Genomic DNA, 16,139 nt, shown 5'->3' with positions numbered 1-16,139 from the left:
TTTCTAAACATGGCCTCGGGTAAAATGGGCATTCATCATTATAACTAAACCTCAAATAATCCCATCATTGCCGTTTATAATGCATTGTGGCGTGGATGTTGAGTGTGTTTATTTGCCTGTAGATATTTTAGTAATACAAACAGACATTTCACCTAGCAATTTTATATGCGAATAGTAACACTTGAGGAGCATCTTTCCTTTCCGGAAATGGCCAATAAGATACCGAAAGAAGCTTTAGGCGGTTTTGGCCAGTCTGAAAGGATGCAGCAGCTTACACCCAAACTTGCCGATATTACCGGCGAACGTTTAAAATCAATGGACGATAACGGCATTACCATGCAGGTGCTTTCTGTAGATAGTTCTGGGGCAAACCTGTTAGGCCATGAAGCAGGCCCGGATTTCGCCACGCAATACAATGACCTGATTGCCGAAAAGATTAAAGGTTTTGAAAACCGTTTTACAGCCTTTGCCCATCTGCCGATGACTGCCCCAACGGCCGCCGCTGATGAATTGGAACGTACCGTAAAAGAATACAACTTTCGCGGTGCCATGATCCGCGGGTTAACGCAGGACCAGTTTTTGGATCACCCCAAATTTGCCCCGATATTTGACCGTGCCGAAAAGCTGGGCGTACCCATTTATCTCCACCCCGGGTTACCGCCCAAAGGTGTAGCCGATATTTATTATAGCGGATTGCCCAATCATTCGGGCATGTCCGAAGCTTTGGCCTGTTATGGCTGGGGTTGGCATTCTGAAACCGCACTGCATGTTTTACGCCTGCTCTTCGCAGGGATCTTTGATCAGTATCCTAAACTGAATTTGATTATCGGCCACATGGGCGAAATGTTGCCGATGATGATGGTGAGATCAGAAAGGGCTTTTAAACCTGGGAACGGAGGTGCTAACCAGCGTACACTTACGGATACCTTTCATCAGCAGGTCCACATCACCACCAGTGGCTTTTTTACCCAGCCGCCATTAAAAATTGCTTTAGATACTTTCGGTATTGATAATATCATGTTCTCTGTCGATTATCCCTTCAGCACCAACGAAATGGGGATTGAATTTTTAAACGCCATTGATCTGCCGGAGGAGCAGGTAGCACAAATTGCGCATGGTAATGCAGATAAGTTATTGAAATTGAAGGCATAAACTTTGTAGACTTTACTTACTCCGCTTTCTTCCTTTCAATCCGTTTTCTAATCCGGCTTAATGAAGGGTTGGTGATGCCCAGGTATGATGAAATATGATAAGCAGGAATTCGCTCAATAATATCAGGATGTTCTTCCAGTAACCTAACATATCGTTCCTCATGCGAGAAAAAGATGAACTCTTCGGTGCGGGTTTGTGCGACAGAGAAAAATAGTTCGGCCAGCAGTCTGCCAAATTTCCCCCAGTTGGGGTGGGTTTCGTAAAGGCCATTAAGGTCCTGATACGAGATGAAGAAAATTTCTGAATCTTCCATCGCTTCAATAAAATACCAGCATGGGTTGCGTGATATGAAGCTTCTGAACGAAACCACAAACTGATTCTCTGAGAAAAAGTAGATGTTCTTATATTCTTCGGTATCGGGGTCCTGGTAATAAATCCGGAATATGCCTTTTACTACCAGGCCGAGGTCATTGCAAACCATCTTTTGCATATTGAAGAAATCGCCCTTACTCATTTTCCGTGCCTTCCAAAATGGCTGGCTGTCGTTAATATCCTTATCGGTTAATGGGGCAAAATTCCTCAGATGCTCAAAAACAATATCATTTTTATCATTCATGTAGTTGTGGTATAAATTGTTGCGGCAAACCCGGTACCGTTCAAATATAGCCCGAATACGATACAATCATTTTCACTTAAGTGAAAATTTATCTCAGACAAAAAAAGACTGTAATCGTAGCGTAATCTTCTATTCCCGTTTTCACTTAAGTGAAAAACGCATTGAGCCATACTATCCAACTTTGGCTCAACAAAAACAATAAATTAAAATTATGACATCAACTTCTTATTCTAATACAGTTACAGACGCACAAGCCGTTGATACTGCCAGATCATTACGTAAGCTCTATTTTACCCGTGCAACTTTCTCAGTGATTTGGGTTATCCTGGTGGCACTTCTTGCCAAAAAATCTACTGAACTTGCTACTGTTTTATTAATCATCTACCCGGCCTGGGATGTGGTGGGTACATTCCTCGATATCCGCGCCAATCGCAATAGCATTTCTAAAACACCGCAATATGTAAACGCTGTAATCAGTAGTATTACCACAATAGCTGTCGGCATCGCTTTACAAAAAGGCGTACCCGAAGCGCTAATCGTTTTTGGCACCTGGGCAATTGGAACAGGATTAATCCAATTAATTTTAGGCCTAAAACGCAGGAAAACCATAGGTGGCCAATGGCCTATGATCATCAGCGGTGCACAATCTATGATAGGCGGCAGCTCTTTCATTATCCTTGCACATGACCCTACCAAGGGAATTACAAGCCTGGCTGAGTACGCTGCTTTTGGCGCTTTCTATTATCTGCTTACCGCATTCCGCCTGTCTAAAACAATTAACCAGGTTGCTGCTGCATAAGTTAAGATCGTAACATTCTATAAACAACAGAAGCCCTGCAAATATGCGGGGCTTCTTGTTGTTCGTACCGGGCAAACAAACTGATTATAATGTTTTTACATCAAAACAGATATTATTAAAATTAAATAGTAATTTCCTCTGTTCATTTATAATTAACGTTAGGTTTACCTGGTTGGCCTTGCGTTTACTCAACCATACCTTAAATAATGCAGTACCGGCCATGATAATTACTTACGATCTCGCTTTTATAGGTAGCGGTATGGCTTGTGTTACCTCGCTCATCAGTACGTTTAGAGATCTGCTACAGCTTGATTTTCGTTTACAGGTACCGCTTCAAATTGCCGTTGTTGAGAAACAAGACCAACTATGGACAGGCTTGCCTTACGGCGAAAAGTCGTCTGTAAATTCGCTAACCATTACACCGCTCACTGAGTTTCTGACGGATACTGTAGAGCTGGAAGAATTTATCGCCTGGTTGTTAACGCATAAAGACTGGGTTACAGAGTACAAACAGTTAGGCGGAAGCATTGCGCTGGACTGGTGCAGACGTAACGAGCACCTGCTGAATTACCAACACTTGCGCACCATCCCGGTACCACGCTACATTTACGGCCGCTTTAAACGGGATCAGCTTACCCATTTATTGAAACAGGTAGAAGATAAGGGGCTGGTAACCTTAACCACTATTAAAGCGCAGGCTGCAACTTTAAAACAAGCCGGTAAAGGCTACCATGTTTTATTGGAAACCTGCGATGGAAATAAGGAATGGTTATCTGCCCACAAGTTGATCATCGCTACCGGTAGCCTGCCACATCGCAAACTGAATCTACTGCAAACCGTACCGGCAGACAGGTTGATAGAAACCGCTTACGAACCCGGTGTTGAACAGGCTTTAGCTAAGGTGCAGCTGTTACTTTCCCAAACTACAGATGTTGCTAATCGTAATATATTGGTGATAGGCAGCAGCGCCGGCACACTGGAGTTATTGTATCTGCTGTACTACCGGAACGAGATAAACCAACTATTAAACAAAGTTGTTGTGCTATCGCGCAGCGGTACCTTACCACTGCCAACCGTACCTGATGATGTTGAAGCCACATTTCCGTTTTTAGATCAACTGGTTAGCGCCGACCTGCCAGAACCTGAAGCTGTAGCCGAAGCCATGTTACGCGAATTTGAAACACAGTTTACCACAGAAATATCTGTTGTTAAGGTTGCCAAATTACTGGGCCGTACCAAACAACTATTGCCGCACATGAGCCCGCGCGAATACACTTACTTTTTAATGCGGCATGAGCATATTTTCTCTAAAAGGATCCGCCGGGCAGGAAAAGATTATCTGAGCGGTTCGTACAATTTACAGGCTGAAGGGAAACTCGAAGTTTTGCCGGGTAAACTGGAAAGTATAACGACTGGAGATAACAACGAGTTGACTTTGAATTACCTGAACAAGCAATCAACATCAACAGTGTATCCTTCAAAATTCCAGGCCGTATTATCATGCAGCGGGTTTGAAACTTTTGATGAATGTACCAATCCGCTCATTACCGATGCCCTGTCAAAAGGCTTATGCAGGATTAATATTTCGGGCAAAGGGATTTGGGTAAACAACCAGTTCGAAGCCTCGCCCAACCTCTATGTAATTGGCCCCTTACTGGCCGGCAACGTTAATGACATCCTGCGTTACTGGCACCTCGAAAGCGTGGCGCGCCTATCAGAACTGGCGCCGTTATTAAGCCAGTCGCTGCTTAGAGGGGTATTTAAGGAAGAGCAGATTATTGAGTAGACTGTAGTCTGCAACGCTGGAGCTATTTTCGATATAGATAAAGACTACATTGCCATTGGATGTGAACTACCTATTTAAACCAAAAACTTACCTTTATGCTGTAAAACAGCAACAATGCCCAGAAAAACCCAAGCCATACCTGTCAATCATTTCGGCGATGAATCCGGCGCTGGCATCAGCATTGAAAGGCTTTCTTTTGAAGACCTGCCTGATCTTGGGGATTGGCAACAACCTGAACGGCATGAACGGCACTCTTTCTTCTTACTGGAAAAAGGAAGCGTAACTATAGAAATTGATTTTGAAAGATACCACATTAAGTCGCCGGGTGCCATCTATATGCATCCCGACCAGGTACACCGTATCATTGGATTTGAAAATGTAACCGTAACCGCCTGGGCCATCACAAATGAATCACTAAGATCCGAATATCTGCAATTACTGGAAGATATCAGTCCCGCAGCCCCGGTTGTACTAAACCCAGAAACGTTCGGCTTATTGTATGAAGCTACTTCACTCTGTATAAAAATAACCGAAAGAAAAAGAGACGCAGTTTATCAATCACTACTCAAAGACCATGTTAACGTTCTGGTAGGCCTCATCATGGCAACATATATCGCACAAACCAAAACAACAGATAAATTAACCCGATCAGAACTCGTAACCAAAGCATTCAGGGAAAAGCTGGCACGTCATTTTACCCGGCACAAACGCCCCTCAGATTATGCGGAAAAACTACACCTTTCCGCTGCCTATCTGAATGAATGTGTAAAGTCCGTAACCGGCCAACCTGTTTCTTATCATATACAACAGCGCATAATTTTGGAAGCCAAACGTTTACTCTATCATTCTAACCAGTCGTTAAAAGAAATAGCTGCCGGGTTAGGCTATGATGATTATCCCTATTTCTCCAGGTTATTTATCAAAGTCGCAGGTATAGCCCCTTTAACCTTCCGTCATAAAAACCGCGATTAGTCCAAGTCTTACACCATTGTTGCCTATTCCTTTTTCCTTATGTGCGGTTCTTTTGTATTAAAAAAACGCATATTAAATGGAAACAACAAATCATAAAAGGGCACTTATATCTGGCGCCAGCTTCGCCGGGCTTTGTATGGCCTATTGGATGGATAAATTGAGTTATCAGGTCACGATCATTGAAATAGCTCCCAACCTCAAGAAAGGCGGTACACCTGTAAACATTTTAGAAAACACCATTGACATTGTGAAACGTATGGGCTTGTTGGAACAGATCCAGGCCAACAGGCTTCACATGGAATCGATGGCGTTTAAAAATTCGGATGATGAGACAGAAAGGATTGACAATAATCAGAAAAACCAGGCAGAACGCGGCGAGATTGAATACGAGGTCGAACGTGATTTCCTGTTGCAGTTGCTGTATGAAGTAGTTAAAGATCATACAACGTTTATTTTCGGAGACAGCATTACCGGCCTGAAAGAAACAGCTGACTATATGAAAGTCTGTTTTAAAAATGGGCCAACGCAGACCTTTGACCTGGTATTTGGCTGTGATGGCATTCATTCTGCTGTTCGAAAATACTGGTTTGGGGATGAATCTTTATTTTCACATTTTCTGCAAACCTACTTTTCTATCAGCATCGTAGATAAGTTGCTGATACCGGAAAACACTACCCAGATGTACAGCGAACCGGGTAAAACCATTATGCTAAATGCATACAATAACAAAACTGATATTTGCCTCGCCTTTTTCTCGGGGCAGGAGATTCCTTATGATTATCGCAACGAAGAGCAGATGCGTAACATCATTCTAAATCAATTCAAAGGAACCGGCTGGCGAACAGATGAACTACTGGAAGAAGTACAGCAAACCACAGGTTTTTACTTTGACAAGCTTTGCCAAATGAAAATGCCATCCTGGACCAAAGGCCGGGTAGCGCTGGTGGGCGATGCGGGTTATTGCGCCTCACCCGCGGCTGGTAGAGGCGGTTCATTGGCAATAGATGGGGCAGCAGCATTGGCAAATGCTTTTGAAAAATGTAATGGTGATTATGAATCAGCTTTCAATGATTATAATGAAAGCTTTCGCCCTTTTATAGAAGAAGTGCAGAAGCAGGTGGTAGATTTTGGGATGGATGCGCTCATTCCGAAAACTGAAGAAGCCATCCGTAAAAGAAATAAAGAGGGGTTTGGATTTTGAGAACCCTCGCTTCCTAATAGGTTACCGATCAGTTTCAAAACTTTCATCGAGCCATCAAAGGCCAAAAGTTGTGACAAATGTCAATTCCAAATTGTGTCATATTACTTCGTTATAGGTGCCCGGCCATAAGCAATTTTGTTCAGGCAATCGGTAGTACGATAGCTTGTAAAATAAGCAATAATTAATCCGAGCAATGAAAAATCAAAATGACCCAATCTATTACCAGGAAGCGTCAGCGCTTGCTGAGATGATCCGCAACAAAGAAATAACTTCTGTAGAAGTTGTTCAGGCACACCTTGATCGTGTAGCAGCTATTAACCCTCAAATAAACGGCGTTGTAACCCTGATGGGCGAGCAGGCCTTGAAAGATGCTGCGGCTGCCGATAAAGCAGTTGCAGCCGGCGAAAAACTTGGTCCGCTTCACGGCGTCCCATTTTCAATCAAGGATAGCATCGATACAGCCGGTGTACCAACGCAATATGGTTCAAAAATATTTGAAGGTAATATTCCTGACCAGGACGCAACGGTTGTGGCCCGTATGAAACAAGCAGGCGGTATACCTTTAATGAAGACAAATATCCCTGAATTTGCGGTGTATTGGGAATCGGAAAACCTAATTACCGGAAGAAGCTTAAACCCATGGAACCCCGACCGTACCCCGGGTGGTTCAAGCGGCGGCGAATCGGCTGTTATTGCAGCCGGTCTTTCCCCAATCGGTTTGGGAAGTGACATTTCTATCTCTGTTAGGGGCCCGGCAGCCTTTACCGGTATATCATCAATAAAAGCAACACATGGCCGCATACCGTATACCGGGCACTTTCCACGCGTATTAAGCAGGTGGTGGCATATTGGCCCTATGGCCCGTACCATGAAAGATGTAGCCCTGGCCTACTCCATTATTAACGGAGCAGATGGTAAAGATGGCTACGCTATTTATGGCAATGATATTAAACCGGCTAACTTCCGTATTCCGGGTTCACCATTGCGTATTGGATGGGCATCAGAACCAGCTTTCGCCCCGGTTGATCCTGAAATTACAGCGGCAGTTAAAAGTACTGCTGCCTTATTGAAAGATATGGGGCACCAGGTTGAAGAAGTAAGCCTTCCTTTTATGGATGGCCAGGGAATGGACTGGGTAAAACTATATTTTGCTGTAATTTACGGAGAACTGGTTCCTTATATGGAACAATTTACCAAAGGCCGCGAAAATGACATGCACTTTGTGGGCAAGTTTACCATGGGTGTTAAATTAATGGGCGAAAAAGAATACGCCAGGGCAGAAAATAAACTGGAAGAATTAAGGAGCCATTTTGCTAACTACTTTACCAAATATGACATTTTGTTACTGCCGGTTAACCCGATGACTGCAACACCGCACATGCTGGATGAAGTTGTGGTTAACGGCCAAAAGGTTTCTGCCTTACACGTAAATACAGCCACAGCACCATTTAACATTGCAGGTTTACCGGCTATTTCTGTTCCGGTTACTGCAAGTTCAGAAAACTTACCAATTAATGTTCAACTGGCAGCCAGATGGTTTGATGAAGCTACCCTGCTTGAACTGGGTGAAAAAATACAATTAGCAAGCCCGGCTTACGGTACTCATCCTATAGCATAAAGTTATATTGTGTTTGTTGAAAAGTCCCCGCAGCGAAAACCGGCGGGGGCTTTTTAATGATGTTTGGTATATTCTTTTCGTATCCTGCTTAACGTTTCTCTTGATATGCCTAAATACGAAGCAACCATGTGCAACGGTACGCGATTAAAAACACTTGGGTATGTTTTTTGAAATTCGTTGTATTTTTCTTCAGCCGAATAGCTGATTAATGAAAAGATCCTGCGCTGGCTTGCCTCGTAGCTTTTAGCAAGTAAAATCTCATTAAACTTTTTTAAAGCAGGGATTTCCTCCATTAATTCAGTCCATTTTTCTTTTGTCCAGATCAACACTGTACTTGCTGCGAGCGCTTCAATATTATAATCCGAAGGCTTTTCATTGTTGTAGCTTTCCTGGTCGCTAATCCACCAGCCATCCACACCAAACCGGAGTGTGTGGTCAGTACCATCCTCTCCGAACCGGTATAAGCGAAAACATCCGCTGGCGATAAAACAATTAATACGCCATACCTCACCATCCTGTAAAACGGGCTGCCACTTACGCATAGCCCGCTTAACACTACCCGCTCGTATAAGTTCCAGATCTTCATCTGAAATATCTACGTGACTTCGGAGGTGCTTTTCAAAAACGTCAAACATGGTAAACGCAAATCTAACAATGATCCATATCAAATTGCAATAGCAATGCAAACGTTAATAAACAACAAGTAGTGAAGAAAAAAGAAAGGAAAGTTTACCGTTTTAGTTTGTGGTGACTGTTATCAACCTGCCACATAATAAATAAAAGGTATAAAAAAAGCCCCGCGGACATGCGGGGCTTTGCTCCTGAGGCTGGGCTCGTCCCGATAGCTATCGGGACAGCGACCCTCTGATTAACTATATTTTTGTTTTAATTTTTCGGACATTTCTGGATAGGCATTAAGTGATTGAAAATATTTTACAGATTTCATACGCTTAATATGATCTTCGATTTTTAATGCCTGGGACATACTATTACGTGAAAAACTACCCATGGTATACCTGCTTTTGTTGACGAACCTGCAAATGTTCCTGAATTATGCAGTATTAATCGCTCATTTATATCTTGAGTCTGACCGATATAATACTTTGCAATTGACGCTGAATACAAGATGTAAACCGTAAATTTCATAAATAAAAAAAGCCCCGCGGACGTGCGGGGCTTTGCTCCTGAGGCTGGGCTCGAACCAGCGACCCTCTGATTAACAGTCAGATGCTCTAACCGGCTGAGCTACTCAGGAATCTTTTTCCGTTTGGAGTGGTGCAAAAGTATAATTTCTCCCGTAATTTCACAATATTTGCACAAAAAAAATTTAAAATAATTTTTCATGAGTCTGTTAGTTATTGGTACTGTGGCGTTTGACGCAATTGAAACTCCTTTTGGTAAAACTGATAAAATTGTTGGCGGCGCCGCCACTTATGCAAGCCTTGCTGCTTCTTATTTCTATGATAAGGTTAAAATTGTAGCCGTTGTTGGCGACGATTTCCCTGAGAATGAGATAGCTGACTTCGGAAGACACCATATCGATACCGAAGGTTTACAGGTTAAAGCCGGAGAAAAGTCTTTTTTCTGGAGTGGCAAGTATCATAACGATATGAACAGCCGCGATACATTAATTACTGAATTAAACGTTTTGGCTGATTTCGATCCGATTATCCCGGCAAATTACCAGGATTGCGAATACCTGATGTTAGGGAACTTAACACCACAGGTTCAGCAAACAGTGATCAAAAGATTAACCAATCGTCCTAAATTAATTGTAATGGACACCATGAATTTCTGGATGGACATTGCAATGGACGATTTACTGGCTACCATTAAGATGGTTGACGTGCTTACTATCAATGATGCAGAAGCCCGCCAATTATCAGGCGAATACTCTTTAGTAAAAGCTGCTAACAAAATTTTGGCGATGGGGCCTAAATACCTCATCATTAAAAAAGGCGAGCACGGTGCTTTATTATTCGGCGAAGGTAAAATATTTGCAGCCCCTGCCCTGCCGCTTGAGGAAGTTTTTGACCCAACCGGTGCTGGCGATACTTTTGCCGGTGGCTTTATTGGTTATATGGCCAAAGCTGGGGAAGTAAACTTCGAGAACATGAAAAATGCCATCATATACGGTTCGGCACTGGCTTCTTTCTGCGTTGAAAAATTCGGAACAGAGAAAATTAAGAACCTGACTGCTGACGAAGTTTCTGCCCGCGTGCAACAGTTTGTAAGCTTATCTAAATTTGAGATTACTGCATAAGCAATAATTGCTATAATTATGTCGTTTAAACGCCTGTTTACTGTAATTAGTAAACAGGCGTTAATTTTTAATATAACTTTGCAGGCATCGGCATTTTATCTATGACTTTAACTTACCCCAGTAAAGCTGCTAATCAGGAAAAACTCATCTGGTTCTTTCTTTTAGGCTGGACTGTATTAAATGCGCTGCAAGCTTATACCCTCGGCCTTCACTCGGACGAGGCTTACTACTGGATCTACTCGCGCCTGTTAGATTGGGGTTATTACGACCACCCACCTATGGTGGCCATTTTTATCCGCATCGGTTATTCCCTGTTTCAAAACGAGTTTGGGTTACGTTTAATCACTGTAATCAGCAGTACGCTTGCCATGCGTTTGTTGTGGCTTATCCTCCGCAATTATGGTGTTGATGCCCGGCAGTTTATACTAGTGGCGGGCAGTATGCTCATATTTCATGTATATGGCTTTATTACCACGCCTGATGCTCCTTTATTCTTTTTCACCGTACTGTTTTATTACCTCTATCAGCAATATTTAAAAACAGATAAATGGCAACTGGCTTTATTGCTTGCCTTAACCTTAGCCTGCCTGCTTTACAGTAAATATCACGCTGTACTGCTAATCGCATTTACACTGGCGGCCAATATTAAACTGCTTACGCGTAAATCATTTTGGCTGATTCCGGTACTGGCAACCCTGCTGTTCATTCCGCATATTTACTGGCAAGTAATTCATGATTATCCTTCGGTAAGGTATCACTTGTTCGAGCGCTCTTCCGAAGTTTACGATTTTGCACATACCTATCAATTTATACCAGGGCAATTGCTGATGGCTGGTCCGTTGGTGGGTTGGAATTTGTTTTACTATGCATTTAAGGTTCGCGTTAAGGATGCCTTCATCCGCACGCTGTTGGTTAATGCGATTGGTACATTTGTATTTTTCCTCATCAACACCCTCAAAGGCAACGTACAACCACACTGGACTTTAATTGCTTTTGCACCCTTAAGCATGTTGGCTCTCATTTACTTTACACAAGGTTTTAAGCCTCCGGCTTGGTTTAACAAACTGGCCGTTGTAAATATTGTGCTGATTGTTCTGCTTCGCTTGTCCCTCATTTTGCAAGTACCTTTTATCACCAAAATGGGTGCATTTAAAAGCTTTTTCGGTTACCCGGAATGGGCACAAAAAATTAAACAGCGGGCAGGCGATAGCTATGTAATATTTACCGCAGGTTTTCAGGAACCATCCAAGTATAATTTTTACACCAAAAGCCTCAAGGGTTTTGCTTACGATACCCGTTATTACCGACGCACCCAGTTTGATATCTGGCCGCTGGAAGACAGCCTGCAGCATAAACGCATCCTGCTAATTCTGAATGGCATTGATAAAAACATCGAGCTAACCACGCTGCACACAACACACGGCCGACTTTATACAGGGTGGATAGATGATACCCGCACTTATCAAAAGGTAGATATACAAAGTAATACCTATAAAGCAAGCGCAGCCCCCGGTCAGGAAACGGTATTTAATTTAACCATTACCAATCCGTATCCTTATGCTATTAATTTCAGCAATAGCGGGCAATCGCACGAGCTTATTTTAGGCGCGGCCTTTATACAGGGCGATACCCAGGTTTATGCACAACGCGCACCATCAACATTTTACAATATACAATTAGCACCCCATCAAAGCACAACCTATACTTTTGCTGTAAAGGCACCTATGCAGAAAGGGCATTACGATCTGATATTTTCGCTCAGAACAAGGCCTTTCCCTGGTGGCCGCAACAGCAGAATTATTAATTTCACCGTTCAATAACCTTTTAAATGAATAAAAAACTTTACCTCGTATTAAGCTTGTTCTTTTTATCTGTACTTGGCGCAAAGGCGCAAGGCAGCCTCGATATACACTTCAACGGTTTCAGCTTTTTTGATAACCGCGAATACAAGGCTTTTACAGAACGATCCCGCACTTACTCGGGCACACGTGCCGAATTGGACCTCGGCGTTAACCTCGACAGCACAAATCACTTTATTTTTGGTGCCAATGGTATCCACGAGTATGGTGCACAGCCTTTCTTTTTAAAAGTTGATCCGGTTGCTTATTACAGTCACGAAACGCACAAATGGTTATTTGATGCGGGTATGTTCCCGCGCGATGGTCTGGTAACGCAAATTCCAAGGGCTATGTTTAATGATACCCTGCTTTACTACCGCCCTAACATCGAAGGTTTGCTTACGCGATACCAAACCAAATATGGTTACCAGACTTTATTTATCGATTGGGTGAGCCGCCAAACCGCGGTAGACCGCGAGCAGTTTATCTTCGGTATGTTGGGTAAATACCTGCCAAACCCTACAGGCCCATTCTATATCATGAACTACTTTACCATGTTGCACGATGCAGGCCCCGCAGTATCAATCCCCGGCGACCATATTCGCGATAATGGTGCGGCGCAGATCCGAGGTGGTTTAAACTTTAAGCAAACCACTTTCGATTCGCTCTCTGTTGAAGCCGGTGGTATGATCTCGTTAGAAAGAACCCGTGTTAACGATGGCGGCGGCTTTAAAATACCGAAAGGCTTTGTAGCCAGCGTTTATGCAGGCTTACACCGTTTCGCTTTCTTCGATGAGTTTTATGCCGGCCAGGGTCACCACATTACTTATGGTGATGCTTTTTACGAAAAGAAAATGTATAACAGGTTGGATATTATCTACTCGCCATTCCTGTTTAAAGGCATAACTGGTCAGTTTATTGTGAGTTTGATGCAGTCGCCGGGACAATGGGGTGATAGCCAGCAGGCCTTCAGGCTCAAATATGATATCGGGCGAAAGAAGCTCGTGAAGTTTAAGACGGAGTAAAAATGCAGAAGGCCTCAATGAAATTGAGGCCTTCTGCATTTTTACAGTGAGTGGTTGATTGGGTGAGTAGTTGATTGAGTTCTCACTTATTTGAATAATTATAGTGGAAAGTTCCATATGTTCCACGTTACAGACTTAAAAGTATTTATTATACCAGTAGGTATAATTTTAACAAATTGATTATAACTAAATTAAAGCCAATTTTAGCCTAATTTCGATTGGCATCCATGTTCCACTTTTCATACTTAAAAGTTTTTTTAACATACTTTTAAGTCTTGTTTGTGACAGTAATTTGTCATGCTTTCGAAAACCCGTCATCCCGAACTTGTTTCGGGATCCCACAGGACAGGTTGTAAATTATGCAAAGTATACAACTAACATGTGGGGTGCTGAAACAAGTTTAGTATGACTTAAGAATTATTTAATATTTTTCATCCCGTGAAAGAATATCAACAAGTAAACAAAAAGTACGCAGTTGTCGCGATAATTATATTTACTATAGTGAGCGTTGTTATGTTATTTGATACAATCATACGTAATCGTGAAGAAGCTCGTAAAAATTTAAATGTAGATTTCGCTGGGAGAGTGACATTAAGCAATTCCCGACTATTACATTAAGAGGTAAAGCTTATTATATCGGCAGTGGTTATGATACAAATCATCAAATAGAAATAGGTGATTCCATAATCAAAAGAAAAGGGTCTGACGTTTACGTATTGATAAAACAAAAGACACACACAACAATTAATTTCACCAAATAGGATTCGCAGAGTCTCTCGAAGAGGGTCCCGAGTTGCAGGTCAGCTATCTGTCCTAAATCGCAGGGTTCCCTCCGAGAGACCCTGCTGAGACTAAAGAGGTTTGAATCTTGATCAATTTTATAGATATTAAAAGGCCTCTAAACTCTTTAGCCCATCGAATGGATGGCTAATTAGTACATCTTTTAATAATTCGTTCCTATGAATTTCCACATAAATCTTAAATGCTTTCAATATTTCTATAAGCAGAGTTTCCGGTCTATATGATAAATCAAACATAAAAATAGGTTTATCTCCGTAAAACTCCTTTAACTTAATTATATCCTGAGCAGAATAATTGTAGCTAAATTCCTCTTTTATATCATTAAGTTTATAATGGTAGAATAGTCTTTCTTTGTCATTATTAACACTAGTAAAATACACTGTATCACTATCTTTTCCCGTCAAATATAAAGTTTGATATGTGTGTATGAACTCATCGAATAAAGCACAGGTATCTTTAGAAGATGTAATAATTGTTGCTACTTCCATACTGTAAGATTAAAGCTAAGTCAACTTTTTCGTCGCCGCAGGGTCTCTCGAGGAGGCCCCTGCTATAATCAAATCCAGATCAACTACTACAGCTTAACTATAAACCTTGGACGATTTTCCTGATGGTATAATTCATGCTCCGATAATTCCTCATACTTTTTTCCCGATTTCAACTGTTCAATCTCATCTCTTAGCAAACGGTAATCTTGCTCATCAGGTTTAATATTGAGCATAAACTCATTTAATTCGTTATAGAAGGTAAGCGAATTATTGAAAATAAAATCCTTCATTGAGGTATTATGCATTTTTATTTGCTCGAAAACTTCCTCAACATCGTTTTCTGTTTCGCCAAAAACCACATTAAGCAACATCTTCCCTTCGTATCTTAGAAACACTTCTTTCGATTCTCTCTCGAAAGCAAAAAAAGCTATATCATTTACTAAAGTAAAACTATTATCCTTCAACACTTTCCAGTATCTGGAACCTCTCCATTTACATTTCACCGTCGAGAACCTTTTAAAAAAATTTGCGTCCACGGTATAGTCGCTTACGTATGAATAGTTGTCGATAATTTCCATAAGGGTTAGATTGATCTAAGTAGAACAAAGCTAATTTAAAACTTTCGTTTTGTCGCTGTAGGATCTCTCGAAGAGTTCTGCTAAAACTAAAAGTTAAAAAAAGAAGAAGGCCTCAAATATATGAGGCCTTCTTCTTTACAGTCAATTGCCGAATCGACAAATTAGCTAATTAACAAATTGAACATTAGTGTCCACTTATATCGCCGCTTCCTGATTTCGATTTTGAAACGCTTTTAGGGTTACCGCTATAGCGAACATCGCCCGAGCCAGATACCGATGCATCAATCTTGGTGCTTGCATTTACCGAAGCATCACCTGAGCCCGATACGCGGACTGCTGTGCTAACGGTGATCAGGTCGCCGCCTCTGAAATCGCCTGAACCTGATACGTGTACATCTGAGCTTGCAGCGCTACCGGTAACACGAACATCGCCTGAGCCTGAAACGCTGGTTTCTAATTCTTTTACCTGCACTTTACCGTTTACATCGCCAGAACCGCTTACACGTAATTTTAAGGATGGTGTGGTAATACCGCCTTTAAAAAACACATCACCAGAGCCTGAAACGCCAATTGAGTTCAGGTCTTTGGCAACAACATAGATAACTACTTTTTTATGGCTGCCGAACAGGTTAAAATTCCAGTCGGAAGAGTTGCCTTTGTTATAGATCTTCAGTACACCGCTGTTAACTTCGGTCTTAATGCGTTCTATAATATCGCCGGGCGCTTCAACCTTTACAGATTCGTTAGCGCCCTGGGTAATATACACATCAAATGATCCTTGTACGTCAACGCCTTTAAAACCTGTTAAATGGCGGTCTTGTGTATCGGCAAATGCGCTGTTAACGCCTGCTATTAGTATCAGGGCAAATAAAATTTTGGTCAGTGCTTTCATAGTGTTTTTATCTTTATATAACAATAAGACGCTTGTTTCCACAAGAGGTTACAATCCTGACAAAAAAACATCAAACACCGAACATTGCATTTCGAATAATGAAGGATAAA

Annotated in this window: 15 protein-coding genes and 1 tRNA gene; 9 read left to right on the top strand and 7 right to left on the bottom strand. The window is 41.9% G+C overall.

The annotated features are described in order from the left end of the window. The first annotated feature begins 165 nt into the window (after positions 1–165). Positions 166–1,152 (top strand): amidohydrolase family protein, encoded by a 987-nt coding sequence (locus tag PQO05_RS03230; protein WP_273631218.1) that lies wholly within the window; start codon positions 166–168, stop codon positions 1,150–1,152. Positions 1,153–1,168: 16 nt separating this feature from the next. Here the strand turns inward: PQO05_RS03230 and PQO05_RS03225 are convergent, their stop codons facing one another. After that, positions 1,169–1,768, bottom strand: coding sequence for a Crp/Fnr family transcriptional regulator (locus PQO05_RS03225; RefSeq protein WP_273631217.1), 600 nt, complete (start codon positions 1,766–1,768; stop codon positions 1,169–1,171). A 211-nt stretch (positions 1,769–1,979) separates the two neighbouring features. Here PQO05_RS03225 and PQO05_RS03220 point away from each other — a divergent pair, with 211 nt between their 5' ends. From PQO05_RS03220 to PQO05_RS03200, 5 genes are all read left to right on the top strand, one after another. After that, positions 1,980–2,567 (top strand): hypothetical protein, encoded by a 588-nt coding sequence (locus PQO05_RS03220; protein ID WP_273631216.1) that lies wholly within the window; start codon positions 1,980–1,982, stop codon positions 2,565–2,567. Between the two features lie 178 nt (positions 2,568–2,745). Beyond that, positions 2,746–4,353: an FAD/NAD(P)-binding protein gene (locus PQO05_RS03215; RefSeq protein ID WP_273631215.1), complete on the top strand. Its 1,608-nt coding sequence runs from the start codon at positions 2,746–2,748 to the stop codon at positions 4,351–4,353. A 114-nt stretch (positions 4,354–4,467) separates the two neighbouring features. Beyond that, on the top strand, positions 4,468–5,325 hold the full coding sequence (locus PQO05_RS03210; RefSeq protein ID WP_273631214.1) for a helix-turn-helix domain-containing protein: 858 nt from the start codon (positions 4,468–4,470) through the stop codon (positions 5,323–5,325). A 76-nt stretch (positions 5,326–5,401) separates the two neighbouring features. Continuing rightward, entirely contained in the window at positions 5,402–6,526 is a 1,125-nt protein-coding gene (locus PQO05_RS03205) for an FAD-dependent monooxygenase (protein WP_273631213.1), read from the top strand. A gap of 193 nt (positions 6,527–6,719) precedes the next feature. Next, positions 6,720–8,144, top strand: coding sequence for an amidase (locus PQO05_RS03200; protein ID WP_273631212.1), 1,425 nt, complete (start codon positions 6,720–6,722; stop codon positions 8,142–8,144). A 53-nt stretch (positions 8,145–8,197) separates the two neighbouring features. Here PQO05_RS03200 and PQO05_RS03195 read toward each other — a convergent pair whose 3' ends face one another. The 3 genes from PQO05_RS03195 to PQO05_RS03190 form a co-directional block, all read right to left on the bottom strand. Beyond that, positions 8,198–8,779 carry a Crp/Fnr family transcriptional regulator gene (locus PQO05_RS03195; protein WP_273631211.1) on the bottom strand — a complete coding sequence of 194 codons (582 nt, stop codon included), beginning with the start codon at positions 8,777–8,779 and terminating at the stop codon, positions 8,198–8,200. A 334-nt stretch (positions 8,780–9,113) separates the two neighbouring features. Beyond that, on the bottom strand, positions 9,114–9,290 hold the full coding sequence (locus tag PQO05_RS26710; RefSeq protein ID WP_420490402.1) for a GIY-YIG nuclease family protein: 177 nt from the start codon (positions 9,288–9,290) through the stop codon (positions 9,114–9,116). Positions 9,291–9,325: 35 nt separating this feature from the next. Then, a tRNA-Asn gene (locus PQO05_RS03190) sits at positions 9,326–9,399 on the bottom strand. 87 nt (positions 9,400–9,486) lie between these two features. Between PQO05_RS03190 and PQO05_RS03185 the strand changes: the two genes are divergently transcribed. The 3 genes from PQO05_RS03185 (at position 9,487) to PQO05_RS03175 (ending at position 13,270) form a co-directional block, all read left to right on the top strand. Then, positions 9,487–10,407, top strand: coding sequence for a PfkB family carbohydrate kinase (locus tag PQO05_RS03185; protein WP_273631210.1), 921 nt, complete (start codon positions 9,487–9,489; stop codon positions 10,405–10,407). A gap of 101 nt (positions 10,408–10,508) precedes the next feature. Next, on the top strand, positions 10,509–12,227 hold the full coding sequence (locus PQO05_RS03180) for a glycosyltransferase family 39 protein (protein WP_273631209.1): 1,719 nt from the start codon (positions 10,509–10,511) through the stop codon (positions 12,225–12,227). 8 nt (positions 12,228–12,235) lie between these two features. Continuing rightward, positions 12,236–13,270, top strand: coding sequence for a hypothetical protein (locus PQO05_RS03175; RefSeq protein ID WP_273631208.1), 1,035 nt, complete (start codon positions 12,236–12,238; stop codon positions 13,268–13,270). 887 nt (positions 13,271–14,157) lie between these two features. Here PQO05_RS03175 and PQO05_RS03170 read toward each other — a convergent pair. The 3 genes from PQO05_RS03170 to PQO05_RS03160 all read right to left on the bottom strand — a co-directional run bounded on the left by PQO05_RS03170 (position 14,158) and on the right by PQO05_RS03160 (position 16,029). Further along, on the bottom strand, positions 14,158–14,559 hold the full coding sequence (locus tag PQO05_RS03170; protein ID WP_273631207.1) for a hypothetical protein: 402 nt from the start codon (positions 14,557–14,559) through the stop codon (positions 14,158–14,160). Positions 14,560–14,645: 86 nt separating this feature from the next. Then, the gene (locus PQO05_RS03165; protein WP_273631206.1) at positions 14,646–15,137 is read right to left on the bottom strand and encodes a hypothetical protein; all 492 of its coding nucleotides are present in this window, start codon (positions 15,135–15,137) and stop codon (positions 14,646–14,648) included. Positions 15,138–15,321: 184 nt separating this feature from the next. After that, the gene (locus PQO05_RS03160) at positions 15,322–16,029 is read right to left on the bottom strand and encodes a head GIN domain-containing protein (RefSeq protein WP_273631205.1); all 708 of its coding nucleotides are present in this window, start codon (positions 16,027–16,029) and stop codon (positions 15,322–15,324) included. Positions 16,030–16,139: the final 110 nt, after the last annotated feature.

Source organism: Mucilaginibacter jinjuensis (genome assembly GCF_028596025.1).
Classification (GTDB): domain Bacteria; phylum Bacteroidota; class Bacteroidia; order Sphingobacteriales; family Sphingobacteriaceae; genus Mucilaginibacter; species Mucilaginibacter jinjuensis.
Note: the sequence above shows the minus strand (reverse complement) of the source record. Positions and strands in the feature narration are given on the sequence as shown.

What these genes read in the sequence shown, in the direction of transcription:
- PQO05_RS03200 (WP_273631212.1), top strand. Translation starts at nt 6,720, where the DNA reads ATGAAAAATCAAAATGACCCAATCTATTACCAGGAAGCGTCAGCGCTT.
- PQO05_RS03205 (WP_273631213.1), top strand. Translation starts at nt 5,402, where the DNA reads ATGGAAACAACAAATCATAAAAGGGCACTTATATCTGGCGCCAGCTTC.
- PQO05_RS03175 (WP_273631208.1), top strand. Translation starts at nt 12,236, where the DNA reads ATGAATAAAAAACTTTACCTCGTATTAAGCTTGTTCTTTTTATCTGTA.
- PQO05_RS03225 (WP_273631217.1), bottom strand. Translation starts at nt 1,768, where the DNA reads ATGAATGATAAAAATGATATTGTTTTTGAGCATCTGAGGAATTTTGCC.
- PQO05_RS03185 (WP_273631210.1), top strand. Translation starts at nt 9,487, where the DNA reads ATGAGTCTGTTAGTTATTGGTACTGTGGCGTTTGACGCAATTGAAACT.
- PQO05_RS03210 (WP_273631214.1), top strand. Translation starts at nt 4,468, where the DNA reads ATGCCCAGAAAAACCCAAGCCATACCTGTCAATCATTTCGGCGATGAA.
- PQO05_RS03160 (WP_273631205.1), bottom strand. Translation starts at nt 16,029, where the DNA reads ATGAAAGCACTGACCAAAATTTTATTTGCCCTGATACTAATAGCAGGC.
- PQO05_RS03180 (WP_273631209.1), top strand. Translation starts at nt 10,509, where the DNA reads ATGACTTTAACTTACCCCAGTAAAGCTGCTAATCAGGAAAAACTCATC.
- PQO05_RS03195 (WP_273631211.1), bottom strand. Translation starts at nt 8,779, where the DNA reads ATGTTTGACGTTTTTGAAAAGCACCTCCGAAGTCACGTAGATATTTCA.
- PQO05_RS03170 (WP_273631207.1), bottom strand. Translation starts at nt 14,559, where the DNA reads ATGGAAGTAGCAACAATTATTACATCTTCTAAAGATACCTGTGCTTTA.
- PQO05_RS03165 (WP_273631206.1), bottom strand. Translation starts at nt 15,137, where the DNA reads ATGGAAATTATCGACAACTATTCATACGTAAGCGACTATACCGTGGAC.
- PQO05_RS26710 (WP_420490402.1), bottom strand. Translation starts at nt 9,290, where the DNA reads ATGAAATTTACGGTTTACATCTTGTATTCAGCGTCAATTGCAAAGTAT.
- PQO05_RS03220 (WP_273631216.1), top strand. Translation starts at nt 1,980, where the DNA reads ATGACATCAACTTCTTATTCTAATACAGTTACAGACGCACAAGCCGTT.
- PQO05_RS03230 (WP_273631218.1), top strand. Translation starts at nt 166, where the DNA reads ATGCGAATAGTAACACTTGAGGAGCATCTTTCCTTTCCGGAAATGGCC.